This is a genomic window from Embleya sp. NBC_00888, from assembly GCF_045207655.1.
Lineage (GTDB): Bacteria > Actinomycetota > Actinomycetes > Streptomycetales > Streptomycetaceae > Embleya.
Window position 1 is genome coordinate 1,720,132 of the sequence record NZ_CP108785.1, and the last position, 21,432, is coordinate 1,741,563.

16 protein-coding genes are annotated in these 21,432 nt (G+C 73.6%); 1 reads left to right on the forward strand and 15 read right to left on the reverse strand.

The window, feature by feature from the left end; translation table 11 throughout:
- Positions 1-33 precede the first annotated feature (33 nt).
- The 14 genes from OG948_RS41835 to OG948_RS41900 form a co-directional block, all read right to left on the reverse strand.
- Entirely contained in the window at positions 34-1,077 is a 1,044-nt protein-coding gene (locus tag OG948_RS41835) for a zinc-dependent alcohol dehydrogenase family protein (RefSeq protein ID WP_331770212.1), read from the reverse strand.
- Complete coding sequence (locus OG948_RS41840) at positions 1,046-3,103, reverse strand: aldehyde dehydrogenase family protein (RefSeq protein ID WP_331770213.1); 2,058 nt, start codon at positions 3,101-3,103, stop codon at positions 1,046-1,048. Before OG948_RS41840 ends, OG948_RS41835 begins: the two co-directional genes overlap by 32 nt.
- Positions 3,100-4,101 carry a helix-turn-helix domain-containing protein gene (locus tag OG948_RS41845; protein WP_331770214.1) on the reverse strand — a complete coding sequence of 334 codons (1,002 nt, stop codon included), beginning with the start codon at positions 4,099-4,101 and terminating at the stop codon, positions 3,100-3,102. Before OG948_RS41845 ends, OG948_RS41840 begins: the two co-directional genes overlap by 4 nt.
- A gap of 182 nt (positions 4,102-4,283) precedes the next feature.
- Positions 4,284-5,528 carry a thioester reductase domain-containing protein gene (locus tag OG948_RS41850; RefSeq protein ID WP_331770215.1) on the reverse strand — a complete coding sequence of 415 codons (1,245 nt, stop codon included), beginning with the start codon at positions 5,526-5,528 and terminating at the stop codon, positions 4,284-4,286.
- Complete coding sequence (locus OG948_RS41855) at positions 5,525-6,577, reverse strand: ACP S-malonyltransferase (protein WP_331770216.1); 1,053 nt, start codon at positions 6,575-6,577, stop codon at positions 5,525-5,527. The genes OG948_RS41850 and OG948_RS41855 overlap by 4 nt, the downstream gene beginning before the upstream one ends.
- Entirely contained in the window at positions 6,574-7,752 is a 1,179-nt protein-coding gene (locus OG948_RS41860) for an NAD(P)/FAD-dependent oxidoreductase (protein WP_331770217.1), read from the reverse strand. The genes OG948_RS41855 and OG948_RS41860 overlap by 4 nt, the downstream gene beginning before the upstream one ends.
- Positions 7,753-7,810: 58 nt before the next feature.
- A complete protein-coding gene (locus OG948_RS41865) occupies positions 7,811-8,557 on the reverse strand; it encodes an SDR family NAD(P)-dependent oxidoreductase (protein ID WP_331770218.1) in 747 nt (248 codons plus the stop codon).
- 2 nt (positions 8,558-8,559) lie between these two features.
- Entirely contained in the window at positions 8,560-8,811 is a 252-nt protein-coding gene (locus tag OG948_RS41870; RefSeq protein ID WP_331770219.1) for an acyl carrier protein, read from the reverse strand.
- Positions 8,808-9,896, reverse strand: coding sequence for a beta-ketoacyl synthase N-terminal-like domain-containing protein (locus OG948_RS41875; RefSeq protein ID WP_331770220.1), 1,089 nt, complete (start codon positions 9,894-9,896; stop codon positions 8,808-8,810). The genes OG948_RS41870 and OG948_RS41875 overlap by 4 nt, the downstream gene beginning before the upstream one ends.
- Positions 9,893-11,098, reverse strand: a complete 1,206-nt coding sequence (locus OG948_RS41880; RefSeq protein ID WP_331770221.1) for a beta-ketoacyl synthase N-terminal-like domain-containing protein — start codon at positions 11,096-11,098, stop codon at positions 9,893-9,895. The genes OG948_RS41875 and OG948_RS41880 overlap by 4 nt, the downstream gene beginning before the upstream one ends.
- Complete coding sequence (locus OG948_RS41885) at positions 11,082-12,080, reverse strand: beta-ketoacyl synthase N-terminal-like domain-containing protein (RefSeq protein WP_331770222.1); 999 nt, start codon at positions 12,078-12,080, stop codon at positions 11,082-11,084. Before OG948_RS41885 ends, OG948_RS41880 begins: the two co-directional genes overlap by 17 nt.
- Positions 12,080-13,339 carry a beta-ketoacyl synthase N-terminal-like domain-containing protein gene (locus tag OG948_RS41890; RefSeq protein ID WP_331770223.1) on the reverse strand — a complete coding sequence of 420 codons (1,260 nt, stop codon included), beginning with the start codon at positions 13,337-13,339 and terminating at the stop codon, positions 12,080-12,082. The genes OG948_RS41885 and OG948_RS41890 overlap by 1 nt, the downstream gene beginning before the upstream one ends.
- The gene (locus tag OG948_RS41895; protein WP_331770224.1) at positions 13,336-14,835 is read right to left on the reverse strand and encodes an AMP-binding protein; all 1,500 of its coding nucleotides are present in this window, start codon (positions 14,833-14,835) and stop codon (positions 13,336-13,338) included. The genes OG948_RS41890 and OG948_RS41895 overlap by 4 nt, the downstream gene beginning before the upstream one ends.
- Positions 14,832-16,874, reverse strand: coding sequence for an AMP-binding protein (locus OG948_RS41900; RefSeq protein WP_331770225.1), 2,043 nt, complete (start codon positions 16,872-16,874; stop codon positions 14,832-14,834). Before OG948_RS41900 ends, OG948_RS41895 begins: the two co-directional genes overlap by 4 nt.
- Positions 16,875-17,213: 339 nt before the next feature.
- Here OG948_RS41900 and OG948_RS41905 point away from each other — a divergent pair, with 339 nt between their 5' ends.
- Positions 17,214-19,469, forward strand: a complete 2,256-nt coding sequence (locus tag OG948_RS41905) for an anthranilate synthase component I (protein WP_331770226.1) — start codon at positions 17,214-17,216, stop codon at positions 19,467-19,469.
- Positions 19,470-19,916: 447 nt separating this feature from the next.
- On the opposite strand, the gene OG948_RS41910 is transcribed toward OG948_RS41905, so the two are convergent.
- A complete protein-coding gene (locus OG948_RS41910) occupies positions 19,917-21,401 on the reverse strand; it encodes an MFS transporter (RefSeq protein WP_331770227.1) in 1,485 nt (494 codons plus the stop codon).
- Between the last annotated feature and the right edge of the window lie 31 nt (positions 21,402-21,432).

Consider the following 21,432-nt stretch of genomic DNA (forward strand, 5'->3'; position numbering starts at 1 on the left):
GGTGGGGGGAACAGGCGGACGGATCCCGGGTCTTCAGGGGGTGATCAGGACCTTCAGGGCGCTGCGGTCGTCCATGGCGCGGTATCCGTCGGCGATCGACGCGAGGGGGATCGTGCGGTCGAACACCGCCGAGGGGTCGAGTGTGCCGTCGAGCACGCGCGGCAACAGGTCGGGGAGGTAGGACCGGACGGGGGCGATGCCGCCGCGCAGGGTGAGGTTGTGCATGAACAGGGCGCCGACGTCCAGTCCGCGGTCGCTTCCGTGCGGTGCGCCGACCCAGCCGATGGCGCCGCCGGGGCGGGTGACGCCGATGGCGGTACGCATCGCCTCCTCGCTGCCCACGGCCTCGATCGCGGCGTGCACGCCGTGGCCGCCCGTCCTCTCGCGTACCGCCGTCACGGCCGCCTCGCCGCGTTCGGTGATGGTGGTGGCGGCGCCGAAGTCGCGGGCGAGGCGCAGGCGGGACGCGTGTCGGCCCAGCGCGATGACGTGCTCCGCGCCCAGCATGCGGGCGGCCAGGACGGCGCACAGCCCGACCGCGCCGTCGCCCACCACGGCGACGGTCGCACCCGGCCGTGCGCCGGCGCTCACCGCCGCGTGGTAGCCGGTGCCCATGACGTCCGTCAGTGCGAGCAGCGCGCCGAGCAGCCGGTCGTCCGAGGCCGCCTCGGTGGGCACCTTGACCAGGGTGCTGTCGGCGTACGGAACCCGGACGCCCTCGCCCTGGCCGCCGTCGGACCCGACCGCGCCCCACATTCCGCCGTTGGCGCAGGAGGTGGGCAGGCGCTCCGCGCAGAAGACGCAGGCCCCGTCGGACCAGGTGAACGGGGCGATGACCAGGTCGCCGGGGCGCACCGCGCGCACGTGGGAGCCGGTGTCCACCACGGTGCCCAGGAATTCGTGCCCGATGCGCTGTCCGGGCGTGCGGGCGGACTCGCCCCGGTAGGCCCACAGGTCACTGCCGCACACGCAGGCGCGCAGGACCTGGACCACCGCGTCGCCGGGCCGCTGTACGCGCGGGTCGGGGACGTCCTCGACGCGGATGTCATAGGGGCCGTGAATGGTGGTGGCGCGCATGCGTCACGTCCTTGTCCCCGGCGTCGGTGGGCCGGTCGGCGGTCAGGGTGATCAGGTCGAAGTCCGCGACGGGCCGGGCGTCCTGGTTGACGACCTCGACATGCCAGCGCACTTCGCCGTGGCGGGCACCGGGGCGTGCGGTGATCCGCCGGGCGGTCAGGGTGACGGTCAAAGCGTCGTCCGGCCGTACCGGGGCCAGGAAGCGCAGGTTCTCCAGTGCGCGGTTGGCCAGTACGGGCCCGGGTTCGGGCGGCACGAACATGCCGGCCGCGAGCGACAGCACCAGGTAGCCGTGGGCGACGATCCCGCGATAGAGCGGGTGCCTGGTCGCGGTGGCGTCGTCGGTGTGCAGGTAGTAGTGATCGCCGGTGAGTTCGGCGAAGCGGTCGATGTCGGCCCGGGTGACCGTGCGCGGGCCGACCGTCACGGCGTCGCCGGCGCGCAGGTCGCTCAGGTATCGGCGCAGGGGATGTGTCGGGCCGTGCGCGCGTGCGGCGCCCGGTTCCCATCGACCGGTGACCGCCGCCAGATGCCGAGGCGAGGCCCGAACGTTCGTGGTGTTCAGGTGGCGGTGGAGCGGGCGAAGGGGTTCGGTGTCGTCCGGATCGCTTCGGCCGGCATACGGATCCCGCGGGTCGACGATCTCGACGCGGCTGTGCGTGGGGGTCAGCCCGCGGACCAGGTCTCGGGCCGTCGCGGGGTCCTCGGTGACCACCCAGCCGTGCAGGTCACGGCCGCCGAGGGCGAGCGCGTCGCGGATGTCGGCCGACGAGCGGTACGGAACGAGCGTGGCGACCGGCCCGAACGCCTCCACCTCGTGCACCTCGCGTCGTCCCGGGTCGGCGGCGGCCAACAGCACCGGCGGCATGAACGCGCCGAGCCGCCGCTCGTCGGCCATCGCGGCGATCCGGCCCGGCGTCCCGCGGATCGTGCGGGTGGCCCCGCGCAGTCGGGCGACACCCGCCAGGACGCGGTGTCGATGGGGCGAGTCGATCAGCGGCCCCATGCCCGCTCCGGTGGTGAAGGGGTCACCCGGTCGGATCTCGTCCAGGGCGGCGGCGGCCGCGTCCGCCACCGCGTCCAGGAGCGGCGCCGGTACGAAGGCGCGGCGCACCGCCGCCCGCGTCTGACCCGCGTGCGCCGTCATGGCGGCCACCAGTCGGTCCACGAACAGCGCGAAGGCCGCCGTGCCCGGTGCGGCGTCGGCGCCCAGTACCGCGCAGTCCAGGGCGTCCGTGGCGTAGTCCTCGTGCGGCGCGGCGGCAAGCGTCGCGATCCGACCGCGCAGTCGTCGGGCGGTGGCCGATGTTCCGGTGAAGGAGAGCAGGTCGTGGGCGGTGAGGTGGTCGGCCAGGCAGGTGGGTCCGGACACGAACTGGAGTGCTCCGTCCGGGATTTTGTCGCACTCGGTGATCCGTCGCACCAGGTGGGCCACCACCTGGGCGGTGCGGTGCGACGGCCGGACGATGACGGGCGTGCCCGCGAGGAACGCGTGGGCGAAGGCACCGAGCATGGTGGTCACGGGCAGGCTGAAGCCGCTGATCTGCACCGCGACGCCGGGCGGCCGGTCGAGGACGGACCGGGTCGCCGTACCCCGTACCCCGAAGGGCGGATCGGCTCCGTCTGTCGCCAGGAGCCGGCCGTCCGCCGTCGCGCCGGCGTCGGCCAGTCGCCGGGTGAGCGCCGCGGCGCGGTACCGCATCGTCTCCAGCCCGCTGTCGATGTCGCGTGCGGCGTCGTTCGGCGAGTCGCCCAGGTGGGCGAGGAGGCGGACGAACTCCTCGCGGTGGCCCGCGAGATGGCGTGCCAGCCGGTTGGTCCGCCGGGCCCGCTCGGCGAAGTCGGTGCCGCGCAGCGCGGGGATGCCCACCGAGCGGGCGTACCCGAACACCGGGGCGGCGTCGATCGCGGTCGTGGTGACCCGGAAGACCTCGTGTCCGTGCACCGCGTGTCGGCGCGTGGTCCCGGAGTCGGCGGGTGTGTGCCATCGGCCGCACAGGTAGTGCGGCACCGCCGGGCCGGTCAATGTCGGCTCCCTTCACCCGGCGCGCACAGGACGGGTTGGCGTGCCGCGATATCCGTGGTTTCGACTGCTCCGATGCCGCTCGGCGTGAATCCGGCCTGTGCCGCCGAGCGGAACACGGAGGGCGACAGCGAGTAGGTCGCCTTGAAAGTGCGCTGGAAATGACTGAGGTCCCGATATCCGACCTGGACGCAGATATCGGCGACCGGCAGGTTGCTTTCCATCAGCAGTGAACGGGCGAGTTCCATACGCAGCTCCGTGACGAAATCTATGAATCTGTGACCGGTCCGCTTTTTGAAGGTCCGGGAGAAGTGGTATTTGCTCATGTGCGCGGCCCGGGCGGCCAGTCCGAGTGTCAGTTCGTTGTCGGCGAATCTTTCCCGGATGAAGGCCACGGCGGTGTCGACCTGCTCGGCCACCGGGTCGCCCCCGGGGCGTTCGACAGGCGTGGGTGCGCCGGGCGCGTCCGCGCGCAATCGGCCGGTGAACCACAGGAGTTCCTCGACGAAGCCGCTCAGCGTGCCGTGCGGCGTCGCGGCCGCCCGCGTCTCGGGCGGCGAGGCGGCGGCCGGGTAGCCCGGCACGGTCAGCGCGCTGGGGATGACCACCGCGTCCAACGCGGCCAGCACGATCCGGAGATGGTCCACCGCGTGGGTGTCGCGGGCGGCGCTCACCGAGACCAGGCCCACCGGTTTGCGCCGCACCGGGCCGCCGTCGAGATGGTCCAGGGCGAGTTTGATCTCGCCGGAGCAGGAGTTGTTGCGCACCGCGGTCAGCAGCACCAGCGCGTGGGCACGCGCGGCCGAGGCGCGCAGCAGCTCGCGGGGCACGGCGTCGCGGCCGGCCGGCCCGACCCGAAGCCATTCGGGTCGGCGGCCGGCGACCGTGCCGATCGTGGTGCGCAGCCCCGGAAAGAGTTGCGTCCCGTCGGAGGAATACTCCGGGGTGTCACTGACGATGAGAATGGCCGGAGGAATCGTTAATGCGAACGGTTGGACCATGGTCGAGCTCCCCGTGGATCGTGTCTCGATAAGACTAGGGAGGCGCGCGTCAAGGCCGTGTGAGGGTTGTTCGCTCCGGCATCGGTGTTTCTTTATGCCGACGATAGGATTCGAGTGTCGACCGAGCCGGCTCCGTCGGAAAAGACCGCCGTCCCGACTGTTTCCGAAAATTCGGTTGCCCATTATGCAGGGGATTGTGTGGCGGCGGACGGCAGGAAACCCACGGACTCGAAGTAGTCGAGATGGGCGTTGATCAGCCCGCCGTCGATCGGCGGGCTCGCGATGTCGGCGTCGCCCGCACCGTCCGGGGCGACCCCGGCGTCACCGATGGGCGGGCGGGCGGCTCCGCCGAGCAGCGCCCGGTAGGAGGCCAGCAGCAGGCTTGCCCTGGTGAGGGCGCCGTCGTACCCGTGCCGCGCGTCCCACAGGCGGGTGAGCCACACGTCGGGCGGCACCGTGTCGATCGGGAACCGATTCGCCACGTGCCCGAACAGTTCGCGCAGCGGCATCCCGGAGGAGTTCACCAGGTAACGCACGGGCGCCACGGGCCGGTTCGCGGCCTGCCCGCGCACGATGGCGCGGGCCACGTGGTCCACGGGCGTGAAGGACACCTGCGCGACGGTGACGTCGGGAGCCGCTCCGAGGAGCACGACCGCGCGCACGAGGTTCCAGATGGCGTCGTCGAGTTGGCAGGCGCCGGTGATCGAGTGGCCGCTGATCCGCCCGGGGCGGTAGAGCGCGACCGGCACACCCCGCTCGCCGGCCTGGAGCACCAGGCGCTCCGCGACCCACTTGCTCGTCACGTAACCCGCTGCCGGCGTCCCGGGCGGCGGGGGTTGCCCGGCCGGGTCGACGGGATCGGTGGACAGCGCCGCGGTGGAGACGAAGTGCACCGGTTTCACATGGTCCGCGCAGGCCAGCCGCAGTACTTCCGCGGTGCCTCGTACGTTGGCGTCGCGAAGCGGTTCGTAGCCTGCGACGTGACTGACCCGCGCCCCGCTGTGCTGGATGACGTCGACGCGTTCGGCGAGTCGCGACCATTGTCGCGGAGCCAGCCCGAGGCGGGGTCGAGTCAGGTCGCCCGTGATCGGGACGATCCGGGCGGCCGTGTCGGCGTCCCACAACAGGTAGCGCCGCATCGTCTCCTGGAGGCGGTGTCGCGCGTGCTGGGGGGTGTCGGCGCGGACCAGGCACCACACGTCGTCGTCGGTGCGGTCCAGGAGTTCGCGCAGGAGGAAGGCGCCGAGGAAGCCGGTCGCGCCGGTGAGCAGCACGCGGCGGTCGGATCCGGACCGGCGCGGCGCGGACGGGGCGGGCGCGGCCGGGACGATGTCCGGGTCGAGCAGCACGTCCGCGCGCGGATCCGCGCCGCGCGTCGCGGGTCCGGTTCGGGCGGAGGCGGGGGCGGGGATCTCTTCGCGGATCATGTGACGCCTCCCGAGCGTCGACGGCGGATGGGCGTGTCGAGTGGCGCCGGATCGGGCGAGCGGTCGGTCCGGTGATCGTGGCCGAGGGGCATCCGAGACTGTGTGCGCGGGTGTGACGGGGGCTGCGGGGACGTCCGCGGCCGTGCCCGCTCGTGTGCCGTCGTCGGCGCGGCCGGCTCGCCGATGCCGACGAAGGGCGTCGACCGGTCCCTGCGCCCGAGTCGGAGCAGCGTGTCCCCGGGTCCCGCGTCGATCAGTCCGGGGACCCCGAGGTCGCGGACCGCGTGCATCGCCTCGCGCCAGCGGACCGGGAGCACGAGCCCTTGTGCCAGCCGTTCGCGGACCTCCTCGGGGTCGGTGTGCTCCCGCGCGTCGATCGCCGAGACGAACCGTGCGGTGCCCGGGCGGAAGTCCACGGCCTCCAGTCGGCTGCGCCAGCGCGGGACCGCGTCCATCATGAGCGGACTGTGGAAACCCCCGGCGATGGGCAACGGTTCGGCGCGCAGGCACAGTTCGGCGGCCAGCCGCGCGGTCTCGCGCACGGCCGCGGGGTCGCCGGACAGTACGACCTGGCGCGCGCTGTTGAGGCCGGCGATCTCCAGGATGCCGCCGCGCTCGGCCAGCACGCGGCGGCGCAGCCACTCGACGTCGGCCGGTCCGGCGCCCACCACCGCGACCATCGCCCCGGGCCGGCGCAGGTTCTGCGCACGGCACAACGCGCCGCGGGCGACCGCCAGATCGAACGCGTCGTGCGCGTCCAGGAACCCGGCGCACGCGGCGGCGGTGAGTTCGCCGAGGCTGTGTCCGACCGCCACGGGTGGACGGGCGGCCGGCCCGAATGCCGCCTCGACGGCGGCGATGCCCACGGCGCAGGTGGCGGGTTGGTTGACGGCGGTGTCGGTCAGGTCCAAGGCGTCCGGGTCGGCCGCGTCGAAGGTGCCCAGCAGTCGGGCCACGAGCGCGTGCCGGTGGTGGGCGTGCAGGGCCGCGGTGAGCGCCGCCGCCTTGGTGCCCTGCCCGGGGAAGGCGATGCCGAAGCCGGTGGTCATATGCGTACCCGACCCTCCTGTAGTACGTCCGTCATGTCCGGGGCGGGACCGGCCGCCCGGTCGAGGAAGCGCTGGGTCAGCGCGGGATCGTCCGCGACCGCCGCCAGCCGGCCCTGCCCGCGGTCGGGGCGCAGCCGGGCCAGCGCGAGGGCGTCGGTGTAGCGGTCGGCGAGCAGCCGGTCGCGGTGTCGGGCGAAGCGCCGCAACGCCGCCCGCAGCAGCGGTTCGTCGTGCAGGTCGGTGCCCACGCAGGCGGTGAGCAGGGCGGCCTGACGAAAGGCCGCGGTGATGCCGTCCGCGGTGATGGAGTCCTTGTGGTGCCCGGCGTCGCCGACCAGCGCCCACCCCGGGCCGAACGCGCGGCGAAAGAAGTTGAGTTGCGCACCGCAGCCGAAGAGCCGCTCCACCCGGGTGCCGGCCCGGGCCCGGTCGTGCAGTTCGGGCGCCGCGGCGGCCAGACCCTCGAGATAGCCCGCCTCCGGGCGGGCCCGCAGCGCCGGGTACGCGGCCTGTGGGCGATAGACCCCGATCAGCGTGCGTCCGTCGTTGGTCGGGACGCAGCCCACCCAGTGTCCGCGCACGGCGTACGCCTCGAACCGGTCCGCGGACACGCCTTCCCAGTAGCCGTAGTAGACGCAGCTCAGCACCGGGTTCTCGCGCGTCACCGGGGCCTGTACGGAATCCGCCACGACGGACCGCATGCCGTCCGCGCCCACGACGAGCGTGGCGGCGTCGGTACCGGTGCTCGCCCCGGCGCGCCATCGCACGCCCACGGCCCGGTCACCGTCGAAGACCACGTCCGTGACCCGGCACCGCTCGCGGAACTCGACTCCGGCGGCGGCCGCGGCCTCGGCGAGGATGTTGTCGAGCAGATACCGGCGCGGCGCGTAGGCCGCACCGATTCCCCCGATCGGCGTCGGCGCCCCCGCCAGGGTCACCTCTCCCATCCGGTGTGTCGCGGCAGTGATCGGCGGGCAACCGGTGGCCGTGACGCGGTCCAGCAGGCCCCACGCGTCGAGCAGTGCGCTGCCCGGCTGATGGATGTAGAGGGTGGAGAGCGTGTCGCGGGGAAATCGGGCCCGTTCCAGCATCAGGACGCGGTATCCGGCGCGGGCGAACAGCATGGCCGTCGGCGCGCCGGCGCAGCGGGCACCCACGACGATCACGTCGTACATGGCGAACTCCTGCCTCCAGGGCACCACTTGCGCCGTCGCGGGGGTGTCGGTCGGTGGGTCACAGGATCAGCCCGCCGTCCACTCCGATCACCTGACCGTTGATGTAGCGGGCCCGGTCCGAGGCGAGGAACGAGACCAGGTCGGCGACCTCCTCGGGGCTGCCCGGTCGGCGCAGCGGGATCCGGTCGAGGATGGACGCCTTTGCCGCGCCAGGCAGTTCCGCGGTCATGTCGGTGTCGATCAGGCCGGGGGCGACCACGTTGGAGCGCACCCCGAAGCGGCCGAGTTCCCGGGCCAGCGACGTGGTGAAACCGACGATGCCCGCCTTGGACGCGGCGTAGTTGCTCTGTCCGGCGCTGCCGTGCGCGGCGGCGACCGAGGACAGGGTGAGGATGCAGCCGCCGCCGTGCCGCATCAGCGCGAGGGCGGCGGCGCGGCACACGTGGTAGGTCCCGTCCAGGTTGGTGCGGATCACCTCGTCCCAGTCCTGGTCGGACATCCGTGCCAGCGGCCGGTCGCGAACGACGCCGGCGCAGGTGACCAGGGTCGACAGCGGCCCCAGTCGCGCCTCGGCGACCGCGACGAGGGCGCGGGCCTCGTGCGCGGCCGAGACGTCGGCCCGGTGTGCCACGACGGTGGCGCCGGCCGCGCCGGCCTCGGCCACGACCTTCGCCGCGGCGTCCGGTCGGGACCGGTAGCAGAAGGCGACGTCGAATCCGTCCGCGGCCAGTCGGTTCACCACGGCCCGTCCGATGCCGCGTGATCCTCCGGTCACCACCGCGACCGGCCGCCGGGTGTCCGCCATGCTCAGGCCGCCCCGAGCCGGGCCGACAGGAAGGCGTGTACGGCGTCCACCGAGGTGAGTTCGGCGAATTCGGACTCCGCGAGCCGCACACCGTAGCGCTTCTCCAACTGCACCATGAGCTCCATCGTGGTGAGCGAGTCGATGCCGAGGTCGACGGCGAACTCGCTGTCGTAGGCGACCATCTCGTCGGCGAGTTCGAGTTCCTCGACGAAGAAGTCGCGCAGTTCCTCGCGGGTGGGGATGGGCTTGGTCATGGTCGGTGTCCCTTCGTGGTGGCCGGTGTCGTCCGGTCTTCGGCCGCCGGCGTGCCGTGCGTTCCTTGCGTGCGGTGCGTGCGGTGCGTGCCGTGCGTGGGGCCGGTGTACGGGGTGATGTCGGTGATCGAGAGGTGGCCGTGGGCGGAGGCGGCGACGACCGCGACCCGATCGGCGAGGCCGCCGGGGGTGCCGAGCCGCCCGAGGACGCGGCGTACCGGGGTCAGGCAACCGCCGCCGGTCGCCGCGGGAACGGCGGTGATCTCGCCGTCCGGGGCGAGTGCGGCCAACCGCGCGGCGACGGCCGCGCCGATCGCGGAGTCGTCGAGCACGGTGTCGACGCGGTCCGGCGGCACGCCGTCGTGGGCGAGTTGCTCCCACAACGCCTCCAGGACGGCCCGCGCGCTGTCGGGGCCGGGAAGAAACGCGCTGTACGTCGAGCAGTAGCCGTACACGCGGGCACCACCGGTCGGTGCCTCCTCGGGTTCGCAGACCAGGACCGCGGCTCCGATGTCGGCCGGCACGGCGCCGGATCGGGCGCCGGCCCGCTGTGCGGCCGAGGGTGGTTCCTCCACCGCGCCGGCCAGGACGACCGACGCACGCCCGGCGGCCAGTGCGCGCGCGGCGCTCTGGAGTGCGTCCAACCCCGCCACGGCCGGTGAGTTGGTGGTCAGGTCGAAGCCGCGCAGCAGGTGTTCGGGCGCCAGTCGGGCCGCGAACATGCTCATCGCCATGTACGGGACCCGGGCGGGGGGCAGTTCGGCGGCACCGAGGTCGATGATCGTTCGGTCGAACTCCTCGATCAGGGCCGCGCCGGCGTTGTTGGTCCCCACCACCGCGGCCCGGCGATGTGCCGGGACCTCGGTGAACCACGGGCCGGTGTCGAGCGACGCCGCCCTGGCCGCGGCGAGCAGGTGGAGGCAACCGGCGGGCAACCGGCGATAGCCGCGCCCGGGCAGGGCTTCGGCGACCTCGAACCAGCCGGGAATCGGCGCCGGTCGCGCTCCGAGGGCACGATCGGGCCGATCCGCGCCGGGGGTGATCACCCCCAGGCCGGTGACACGCATCCGCGCCGGGGCGATCATGCCGACCACCCCCATCCGGCGAGCGCGAGGGAGGAGTTGTTGCCGCCGAAGGCACACGTGTTCACCAGGACCGCCGGGCGTTCGAGGCGCAGCAGGCCCTCTCGGGGAAGCCACACATCGCATTCCGGGTCCTGCTCCATGGGGGCGTTCGCGGGGATCCGCGCCCGGGACAGGATCAGCGCCGAGGTCAGGCAGGCGAAGATCCCGGCCGCCGCGGAGGTGTGTCCGATCATCGCCTTGAGCGCGAACAGCGGTAGCGGGTCCGCCACTCGGCCGAACACCCGGTGCAGCGCCCGGCTCTCCACCGCGTCGTTGAGCGGAGTACCGGTCGCGTGCGGCAGCACGCAGCCCACCTGGTCCCGGCGCAGTCCCGCGTCGGCGAGGGCCTCGTGCATCGCGCGTACCAGCTGGGCCGCGTCCGGATCGGGCGCGGTCGGATGCAGGGCGTCGCAACTCCACGCCACGCCGGCGAGTTCCGCGTACGCGCGGGCCCCGCGCCGCCGGGCGTGTGCCGCCGATTCCAGCACGATCATCGCGGCGCCGTCGCCGAACATGGTGCCGGCCCGGTCCCGGGCGAAGGGGCGGCAGCTTCGCGGGTCGGCCGCGCCGAGCCGGTCGAATCCGCCCATGCCGACCCGGGTGACCCCGTCCGCGGCGCCGACCAGGACCACGGACGCCTCACCCGAACGGATCATGTCCGAGGCGATGCCGAGCGCGTACCCACCCGCCGAACAGGCGTTGCCCACACTGATGTTGCCCCGGTGCGAGCCGATGGCCGCAGCGACGGCCGCGGCGGCGACCGCGAGCGGCGTCCACCGCGGGCGGCCGGCTCCGTCGGCGCCGCGCCGCTCCTCCTGCACGCTCGCGTTTCCCATTTCGCAGCCCATCACCACGGGCACGTCGGCGCGCTCGGGATACTCGATCCCGGCGTCGTCGAGCGCTTCGAGCGCGGCGCCCACCGCCATCCGCGGCACCGCGCCGAGCGGGACGCCCGCGTGCCGGCGCGGCTGCTCGGGGACGGCGGCCCCGGGTACCCGGTACATCCGGGTGGCCCGCATGTTCAGGTGCGGCAGGTCGACCTCGCGCGGCGCGGCGCCACCGGCGAGCAGCCCGTTCCAGTACGCGTCGACCCCGGCCCCCAGGCAGGAGACGGCGCCGAGGCCGGTCAGCACGGCCCTGCGTTCGTCATGCCTCGGTGTCATGTGGACCACCTCCCGCGCGGACCGGTTCGGGGCGGGTGAGCAGCACGGCCGCCACACCGCCGGGATCACCCTCGCCGTCGGATCCGGCGCCGATGTGGTCGTCGCCGGCGACGGCCAGCACCGAGTCGTCCCCCGACCGGTCGAACCAGGCCGCCGCGGCCGCGCATTGCAGCACTCCCAGCGCGCCCGAGCACCGGCCCAGCCGGGCGGTCAGGTCCAGTGCCGACGCGTGCGCGACGGCCGCCACCCACCGTGCGATCGGGCGGTCGTACGCCTTCGTCGCCTGCCCGACCGCGTCGGCGCGGCCGGCCGCTCGGCCGTACCCGGTGATCACCGCGCGCGTTCGCACGCCGCGGGCGCGGGCGTGTTCGGGCCTTTCCACGACCAGACAGGCCGCGCCGTCCAGCCACGGCCCGCCGCCGTGCTCGCGGTGCAACCGGGCCACCGGCGCGGTGTCCGGTTCGACGCCGACCACGACGGCTGCCTCGGCGCGACCGGCGGTGAGCAGCGCCGCGGCCCAGAACACGGCGTCCAGACCGCCGGTCGTGCCGCTGCACAGGGTGATGTTGGGTCCGCGCAGGCCGTGCTCGATCGCCACCCAGCCGGCGGTGACGTTGCTCGACATGTGCGGGACCCGGATGGGGCTCAGGCCGGTGACGGTCTCCGCCGCGATGGTGTCGGTGAAGTCGCAGACGGTGTCGAGGTTGCCGAAGTTGCTGCTGACGATGACGGCGGTGGCCGCGGGGTCGTGCAGCTCCACGCCGTCCAGGGCTCTGCGTACCGCGTGCAGGGCCAGCCGGGAGGCGCGGTCCTTGTGCCGCATCCCCGCACCGGCGCGACCGGCGTCCGGATCGCGGTCCGCGGCGGCCCCGACGCCGGCTTCGGCCGGCTCCAGCAGGTCGTATTCGTCGCGCAGGCCGGAGACCGCGAGACCGCAGCCGGTGATCACGGGTGCCGTCCCGTCCGGCGTCCCGGCGGGCATCACGGCGCCTTCCCCACGACGGCGACGGCGTTGATGCCGCCCAGGCCGATCGCGTTGATCTGCGCGGTGGCGAAGCTGCCGAAGGCGGGCTCGCCCGCGACCAGGCGCAGGTTCGCGGCTTCGGGGATCGGGTCGCGCAGGCCGGCGATCGGCGGAAGTTGCCCCGACCGCAGCGCCAGTACCGCGATGACCAGGCTCATCAGGCCGGAGCCGCCGCAGGTGTGCCCCAGGCCGGATTTGATCGAGGTGACCAGCGGGCCGGGCCGGGACCGTCCGAACACCTCGCCCAGGACTTCGGATTCGACCACGTCGTTGTGCCGGGTGCCGCTGCCGTGCACGACGACCAGGTCGACGTCCTCGGGCCGGACCGCGGCTCGCCGGTGGGCCTCGCGCACGGCCGCGGTCACACTCGCCGGATCGGGCACCGTCGGATGGGCGGCGTCGCAGTTCATCGCGACGCCGCGCACCTGCGCGTGGGCCGGTCGGTGGTGGGTGCCGGTCCGGCGCACCACGACGGCCACCGCGCCCTCGCCCATGACCATGCCCCTCCGGTCGCGATCGAACGGGCGGATCGACTGCGGCGCCGGGCTCTGCACACGGTCGAGCCCGCCGAAGGCGCTCTCGGTGAGGGAGTCGGTGCCGGCCACCACGACGGTCTCCGCCATGCCGAGCGCGATCAGGTCGGTGGTCATCCCCAGGGCGTACAGCGCCGCGGCGCACGCGCTCGCCACGGTGTGCGTGCGAGTGGTCCCGAACGCGTCGCGCATGGCCCGGGCGAAGTGCAGGTCGGTGGGTTCCAGCTCGGTGCCGTCGCGCCACCACAGTTCCGCCGAGCGCAGCTCGCGCAGGGTGGTTCCGACGATCACCGGGATGTCCGCGATCCCACCGGCCCGCGACCCCTCGTGCGGTGCGCCGCCGCCCGGATCCGCGTCCGTGCGTCCCGCCTCGCCGAGTCCGGCGTCGGCCGGTCCCGCCCCGTCCGCCGGTCCCGCAAGGGCCGGTCCCCCATCGCCCAGGCCCGCGTCCGCGAGCGCGGCGGCGACCGCCGCGCGCAGCCAACGGGTGGCCCGGCCGGGCTCGTCACGGCCCGGCACGGCGCGATCGTCGATCTCGTACGCGTTCTTCACCCGGTACCCGGCGCTGTCGAAGGCGCGCAGCGGGCCGACTCCGCTCTCGCCTCGGCACAACGCCCGGTGGATCGCCCGCGGTTCGTCCGCGAGGCAGGTGACCGCGCCCATCCCGACGATGTCCCAGGTCATCGGGTCTCCTCGGGGGTGCGCAGCCGGTAGCGGGCGAGTTTTCCGGTGGAGGTGGTCGGCAGCGCGTCGATGAGTTCGATCCGCGAGGGGCGCCGGTGCGGCGGCAATCGGTCGCGCAGGGCGCGCAGGGCGTTGCGGCGCACCTCCTCCGGCGCGGCGCCGGGCGCGGGAACGGCGTAGGCCACGGCTTGTTGCAGGCCGGCCGGGTCCCGGTCGGCGACGACGGCGCAGTCGGCGATGCCGTCGGTCGCCTTGAGCAGTGCCTCGATCTCCGCCGGCGCCACCTTGTGGCCGCCGATGTTGAGCAGGTCGTCCGTCCGGCACACGTGCCGGAAGTCCCCGTCGGGCGTGCGGTGCACGACATCGCCCGGGTAGACGCCGCCGTCGGCGAACGTGCGCGCCTGGGCCTCGGGCCGGTCGATGTAGCCGAGCGCGGCGGACGCGGACGCGATGTGCAACCGGCCGTGGGTCCCGTTCGGCACCGGCTGCCCCTGTTCGTCGCGGACGGTCGCCGTCACGCCCGGCACCGGGTTGCCGGTGGATCCGCGCGGCTCGGCGTCGGCCGCGGTGGCCAGCACGATGTGCAGGACCTCGGTCGCGCCGAGGCCGTTGACCAGTGGGAATCCGAAGGTCTCGGTGGTGCGGCGGGCGAGCTCGGCGGGCAGGTGCTCGCCGGCGGCGACCGCGAGGCGGACGGCGGAGGTGTCCGGCGCCGCTCCTCGGCCGGCGACCGCGCCCAGCAGTGATTCGTACACCCGCGGCACGGCACACAGCACGGTCGGCCGGTACCGGTCGATCGCGGTGGTCACGCTGAACGCGTCGACGGGGCCGGTGAGCAGCGCCGAGCCGGCGCCCGCCGCGAGCGGGAACAGCAGCGAGTTGCCGAAACCGTAGCCGAAGGAGAGTTTGGCGGTGGACAGGACGGTGTCCGACTCGGTCAGCGCGAGCACGTCGCCGAAACCGTTCAGCACGGCGAGCAGCCCGCCCATGGAGTGCCGTACGCCGCGCGGCCGGCCGGTGCTGCCCGAGGTGTACTGCACCAGCACCTCGGCGTCCTCGGTGAACCTCGCGGGTGCGCCCGGGTCGACGAACGCCCGTTCCCTGTCCCGGTGTTCGTGGCGGAAGCCGAGCGGGCCCAGGGCCGCGGCCAGTTCGTCGCGGCGCTCGCGCACAAGGTCGAGATCCGCGTATTCGGCGGCGCAGTCCGCGGCGATGAACACGAGCTCGGCGTCGCGGAGCATCGGGCTGAGCACGACCGGCACGCAGCCGTGCCACCACAGGCCCAGGACGGCGACGATCGCGTCCGCCGTGTCGTCGGAGACCACCAGGGCGCGGCAACCCCGGCGGAGCCCGCCGGCCGCCAGGGCGCCGGCGTACCCGCGTGCCGCCTCGGTCAGTTCGGCGTAGGTCATCGCACCGGTGCGGTCGGTGACGCTCGTGCGGCTGCCCCGGCCGGCCGCGGTGTGCCGCAGCAGGAGCAGGTCGACGGGGTTCATCGGGAGCCTCCTTCGTCGGTGCGCGGGTCGGTGCCGACACCGTCGTCGGCGCGCGGGTCGGTGCCGACACCGTGCCGACGCAGCGCGGCGAGCACGTCGGCCAGGCAGTCCAGTCGGGCCGCCTCCTCGGCGGCGAACCGCACCCCGAAGGCGCGTTCGACCCGCGCGACGAATTCGGTCTTCTGGAGCGAGTCCATCTCCAGTTGTGCGTGGAAGGCCGCGTCGGGCGTGATCCGCTCGGGTTCCGTCTCCAGCACCGCGGCGGCGATCGCACGCACACCCTCGGGCGTGGCGGTCGCGTCCGGGGTGGTGCGGTGGGTCGTCGATTCCTCGTGCCGGGGTGGGCGGTTCGGTTCCCGGACCGCCGCGACGGACCCCCGTGCCGCGGTGGCCAGATGGCCGGGCAAGTCCCGGTACTTCTCCCGCAGGTGCCGTTTGAGGACCTTCCCGGTCGCGCCGACAGGCAGGTCCGCGTCGTCGGCGGCGAGCTCCAGGGCGGCCAGGTCGGGCTGACCGGCCGCGGCGAGCGCGGTGTTGGCCCGATCGAGGAGTCCCGCCGGGTCCGCGTTCTCCCCCCGCAGCCGGACCACCGCCACCGGCACGCTCGCCCCGCGATCGCCTCCCGCGACCACCGCGCAGTCGGCCGCTTCGGGCAGGGCGAGCAGGATCACCTCCTCCATCAGGACGGAGTGGCCCGGCGATCCGGTGGTGTGGATGGTGTCCACGACGCGGTCGACGTGGAAGTAGTGGTTCTCCGCGGTGCGGCGCACCAGATCCCCGGAGAGGAACCAGCCGCCGAGGAAACTGCGGTGGTAGGTGTCCGAGTCGTTCCAATAGCCGGTGGTCACCGATTCCCCGCGGACCCCGAGCATGCCCACCTCCCCCACGTCGGCGTGCGTGCCGTCCTCGCGCAGTACCGCCACCTTCATCGCGGAGCCGGGCCGGCCGAGGTGGCGCGGGGACGAGGGTGTGTCGGGTGCCGTGGAGCGGCGCAGCGCCGCCCAGCCGAGTTCGGACGAGCCGAGGATGTCGTTGAAGACCGAGCCCGGTACGGCGTTGCCCGCCACCGTGCGCCCGCCCATCCGGACCAGCGACCGCACGTGCGCCTCGTGGGCGGAGTCGCCCACGTTCACCCAGTCCGTCACCGACGTGAAGTGCGCCGGGTCCGGGTCCGAGACGGCGAGTTCGGCGAGGGTGTGGTTGAAGGCGAAGATCGTCGTCGGGCGGTGCGCGGCGGCGGCGCGGGACAGGCCCGCGGCGCTGCGGTCGGCGGAGGAGACCACCGGCAGGCCCGCCGCCAGCGCGAAGAAGGTGATCGCGATCGCCGCCCCGTGACTGAGGGGGGCCGCGCACAACAACAGCGAGTCGTCGGGTTCGGGTTGGGTGGCGAGCCGGAACCGGGTACCCGCGACGCTCTGCCGGTGGGTCCAGGTGACCAGCTTGGGCCGGCCGGTGGTGCCGGACGAATGACACAGGAAGATCGGGTCGTTGTCGCCGTGCCGGTATCTCGCCTTGTCGGGCGGTTCCGCGCCGGCGAGCCCGGCCGCGTCCGCGCGGGTGTGCGTCCAGCGCAGTCCGGGCAGTTCCCGGTGCCGGCCGGCCAGGAGTTCCAGGTGCGCGGGGTCGGTGTACAGGCCGACCGGGTCGGCGCGGTCCATCAGGCCGAGCGCGAGTTCGGGCGGCATCCGGCCGTTGACCAGGACCGCGATGGCCCCGATCCGGGCGAGCGCGGCCAGGTGCACGTGGTCTTCGAAGGAGTCCTCGATGTAGATGGCGACCCGGTCGCGCGGTCGTACGCCCCGGTCGAGGTAGTGGCACGCCCACGCGTCGGCGAGGGCGTCGAGCGCGGCGATGCCGAACTCCCGCCGCCGGCTCCCGTCGCCGACCACGAGCGGCGGGTCCGACACGAGCAGGGGTGCGTCGGGGGCCCGGCTGTGCTCCAGCGCGGTCCGCCAGAGGTTGCCGCCCCCGAGCCGGGTGTCCCGGGCCAGGGCGATACGTGCCGGTCGGGGGAGCAGGGTGTGTCGGGCGGAGAGCATGGGGTCCCCGATTCTCGGTGGGAGGAAGGGAAACGCTCCCGCCCGGCGCGTCGACGACGCCGACGCGGCGGCCTGGCGGGAACGGGTCCAGTGCACCCACGCCGGGCGGCCGGGGGCAACCGGTTGCGCCCCCGGGTCGCGGGGTTGAGCAACATTCACCGCATGTGGGGCCGGACGTCTGCGCCCGCGCAACCCAGCCGATTGCGACGGCACTTGCCCGGCGCGTGTGATGGACCGGTCGGCACATCGCGGCCCGACGGCCCGCCGCGGCATGTGGCCTCGTCGGCGCACCACGGCACGTGGCCCGGTCGGCACTCCACTTCACGAAGGGGCTTCGCCATGGCGCTACCGGAAATGCTCGCCGTCCGTTCCGCCGGCACGTCCCGGGAGCTGTCCTGGTGTCTGCCGAGCGGCCTGCGGGTACGCCGCTCGTCCGCGTACGCAGGACGGGCGGGGCCCGCGTTGGCGGCGCTGGAGGAACGGCTCGACCGGCGCCGCGGCATGCTCGCCCACCTCGGGGACGGGACGGTCGTGGGATACGCCGACCCGCCGATCGAGGTGACCGCGCGCGGTTCCCGGTTGGCCGTGCGGGCGCTCAACGCCCGGGGCCGGGTGCTGCTTCCCGCGCTGGTCCGGGCGACCGCCGGCGTCCTGCACGATCGCCAGGTCCGCGCGGACGGGGTGTACGGGAGCGTGCCGTCCGCGGACGAGGCGATCGCCGAGGAGGACCGTACCCGCCGGGCCGGGGTCTTCACGGTGCTCCGCGAGTTGGTGGACGCGATGCGCTCCCCCGCCGACTCCCGACTGGGCCTGTACGGAGCCTTCGGCTACGACCTGATCCTGGGGCTGGAGGGCATCACGACCGCGCGCGAACGCGATCCCGGCGACCGCATGCTCGTCCTGCACCTGCCGGACGAACTCCTCGAGGTGGACCAGCGCGACGACTCGGCGATCCGGCACCGGTACGAGTTCCACGACGATCGCGCGCGCACCGACGGACTGCCGCGTACCACCGCGGACGCCGCCTTCCGCCCCGGGGGCGCGGTCGCGAAGGACGACCACGCTCCCGGCGAGTACGCCCGGGTCGTGGAGCGGGCCCGCTCGGCCTTCCGCGCGGGTGACCTGTTCGAGGTCGTGCCCGGCCGGGAGTTCCGCCGCGCCGCGACCGCGCCGCCGTCGGCGGTGTACCGGCGGCTGTACGCCCGCAACCCCGCCCCGTACGCGCTGCTGATGAATCTCGGGGAGCGTGAGCACCTGATCGGGGCGTCACCCGAACGGTTCGTCGCGGTCCGAGCGGGAGGGGACGCCGGCGAGGGCGGACTCGTCGTGGAGTCCGCGCCGATCAGCGGCACGATCGCGCGCGGCCGCGACGCGCTGGAGGACGCGGCACAGGTGCGCAGACTCCTGGAATCCGAGAAGGAGGAGTCCGAACTCACCATGTGCACCGACGTGGACCGCAACGACAAGGCGAAGGTGTGCGTACCCGGGAGCATCCGGGTCACCGCCCGGCGCCGCGTCGAGTTCCACGCCACGCTGATCCACACCGTGGACCACGTGGAGGGACGCCTGAGACCCGAACTCGACGCCCTGGACGCGTTCCTGGCGCACCTGTGGGCGGTCACCGTCACCGGCGCGCCCAAGCGGGCCGCGGTGCGCTACCTCGAACACGAGGAGAGGTCGCCGCGGCGCTGGTACGGCGGAGCCGTCGGCCGGATCCGCTTCGACGGGGGCCTGGACACCGCCCTCACGCTGCGCACCATCCAGATCCGCCGCGGAACGGCCGTCGTCCGGACCGGGGCGACGTTGTTGTACGCCTCCGACCCTTGGGCCGAGGAGGCCGAGACCGAACTGAAGGCCCGGGCCCTGCTGGCCGCCCTGGACGAGGCACAGGCACCCGAGGTCCGCGTCCCGGCGCCGGTTGCGGCGGCGATCCGCGGGCGGCGACCGTCGCCGATCGCCGATCCGGCTGCCCGGCCCAGGGTCCTGATGGTCGACCACCAGGACTCGTTCGTGCACTGCCTGGCCGACTACTTCCGTCAATGCGGCGCCGAGGTGGCCACGTTCCGCCCGCCGCACCACCTGGCCGTGCTGGAACGCACTCGGCCGGACCTGCTCGTGTTGTCCCCCGGCCCGGGGCGCCCGAGCGACTTCGGCGTCGCCGAGACCCTGGCCGCGGCCGAGGCACTCGGCACCCCGGCGTTCGGGGTGTGTCTCGGATTGCAGGGCCTCGTCGAATACCTGGGCGGCACGCTCGGCGTCCTGAACCGTCCCGTCCACGGGCGCTCCTCGCGGGTGCGGGTCACCGAACCGCGCAGCGGGCTGCTCGCCGGCCTCCCGGACACGTTCGAAGTCGGCCGCTACCACTCGCTCTACGTGCACGCGAGGGACCTGCCACCACGACTGCGGGTCTGCGCCACCACGGACGACGGCGTCGCCATGGTCGTCGAACACACCGAACGCCCACTGGCGGCCGTGCAGTTCCATCCCGAATCGATCATGACGGCACACAGATCCATCGGCCTCGACATCATCGCGAACGCCCTGACCCACCTGACCCGCCAACCGATCCCGCCCACCACCCGAACCGCGAAATGACCTCGCCCGCCCGACCGTCCGGAGTCCTCACCGGGCTGGGCCGAAGCAGCGTCGCGGCCGACTCGTGGGGCGGGTCCGTTCCGCGCAGGCCGCGACCATGCCCTTGGCGTTCGGTCCGTTGCGCAACATGTCCTGACTGAACCCGTCCATGACGATCGGCGTGTGCCGCGCCGACACCGGTGCCGTGTCGGGCGGCGAGGGTGTCGGCGCGGCCGGCCGGTACGGACGGCCTGTTCGTCCTCGGTGAGCGCCGCCAGGACACCGATCCGCACACGTTGGTCGAGCGCGCGTTCCACGACATCACCCCGACCAGCCTCCCGGACGGGTCGGCCGGACGTGCCCGGACGCGGCGAACGCCGCTGTGCGGAACCGTGGTTCCGGACAGCGGCGTCCGGCCGAGCCGGATCGGTCGACGGCCCTTCGGCACGCGGCCGATCCGGGTGTGGGTCAGGTCGTCTCCTCGCCGCGGGTGTTGGCGACGAACAGGCCGACCACGGCCGCGCCCGCGAGGAGGAACGCGCCGACCAGGAGCGCCTTTTGATAGCCGTCCGTGTAGGCGGAGGCCGCGGCGTCGCCGGCGGCCAGTCGGTGGGTGGTCTCCGCGGTCGCCACGGCGGAGAGGATCGCCAGGCCGAACGCGCCGCCGAGTTGTTGCGCGGTGTTCATCAGCGCCGCCGCCAGGCCCGCCTGTTCGGCGGGGACGCCCGCGTTGGCGGCGGTGGCGACGCCGACGAAGACGAAGCCGAGCCCGAAGGACATCACGACCAGGCCCGGCAACAGGTCCCCGAGGTAGGTGCCGTCCACCGGGATGCGGGACAACAACCAGACCCCGGCGGAGGCGATCAGCGAGCCGACCACGATCAACGGACGGGTGCCGACCCGGGCCAGCAGCGGCTGGGCCATTCCGGCGGCGATACCCACACCCACGGTGACCGGCAGGAACGCGGATCCGGCCTTGATCTCGGAGTAGCCCATGACGCCCTGCACGTACAGGGTGATGAAGAAGAACATCGCGATGAAGCCGGACATGGCCACCAGTTGCGTGATGTTCGCCGCGGCCAGGCCCTTGACCCGGAAGATGCCCAACGGCATCAGCGGGTTGCCGATCACCGCCTCGTTGACGACGAAGGCGAGCAACAGGCAGGCGGCGAGTCCCAGTTCGACCACGGTGCGGGTGGACGACCAGCCCTGGTCGGGGGCCTTGACCAGACCGTAGACCAGCAGCACCAGTCCGCCGGTGGCCAGTGCGGTGCCGAGGAAGTCGAAGCCGCGTACCGATGCCCGGCGTTTGTCGTCGGGCAGGAATCGGGGGATGACCGGAAGCACGAGCGCGCAGACCGGAAGGTTGACGAACATGACCCAGCGCCACCCGGGGCCCTCGGTGAGCACTCCACCCAGGAACACGCCGACGGCGGAGGCGAGTGCGCCGGTGCCCGCCCAGGCGCCGAGCGCCTTGTTGCGGTCGGGACCGGTTCCGAACGAGGTGGTCAGGATCGACAGGGCCGCGGGCAGCATCATCGACGCGCCCACGCCCTGGGCGAGCCGGGCGCCGATCAACACCTCGGAACTCTGCGCCAGTCCACCGATCAGGGAGGAGGCGGCGAACACCAGGGTGCCGCCGGTCAGGACCCGGCGGCGCCCGATCAGGTCCGCGGCCCGCCCGCCCAGGAGCATCAGGCCGCCGTAGGTCAGGAGGTAGCCGGACGGCACCCATTGCAGACCCTGGTTGCTCAGGTCGAGGTCGCGCTGGATGGCCGGCAGCGCGATGTTGACGATGGAGGCGTCGACGAAGTCGAGGAAGGCCACCGCGCACAGCAGGACGAGGGTGAGTTTGCCCCGCGCGGTGGTCAGGAACGAGGCGTCGGACCCGGTCGGAGCCGCGGACTTCGGCGGATCCGTCGAGTCGGTCGATGCGAAGGTGCCGGTGGACATGGGTACTCCAGGACTGGATGACGGTTCGGTT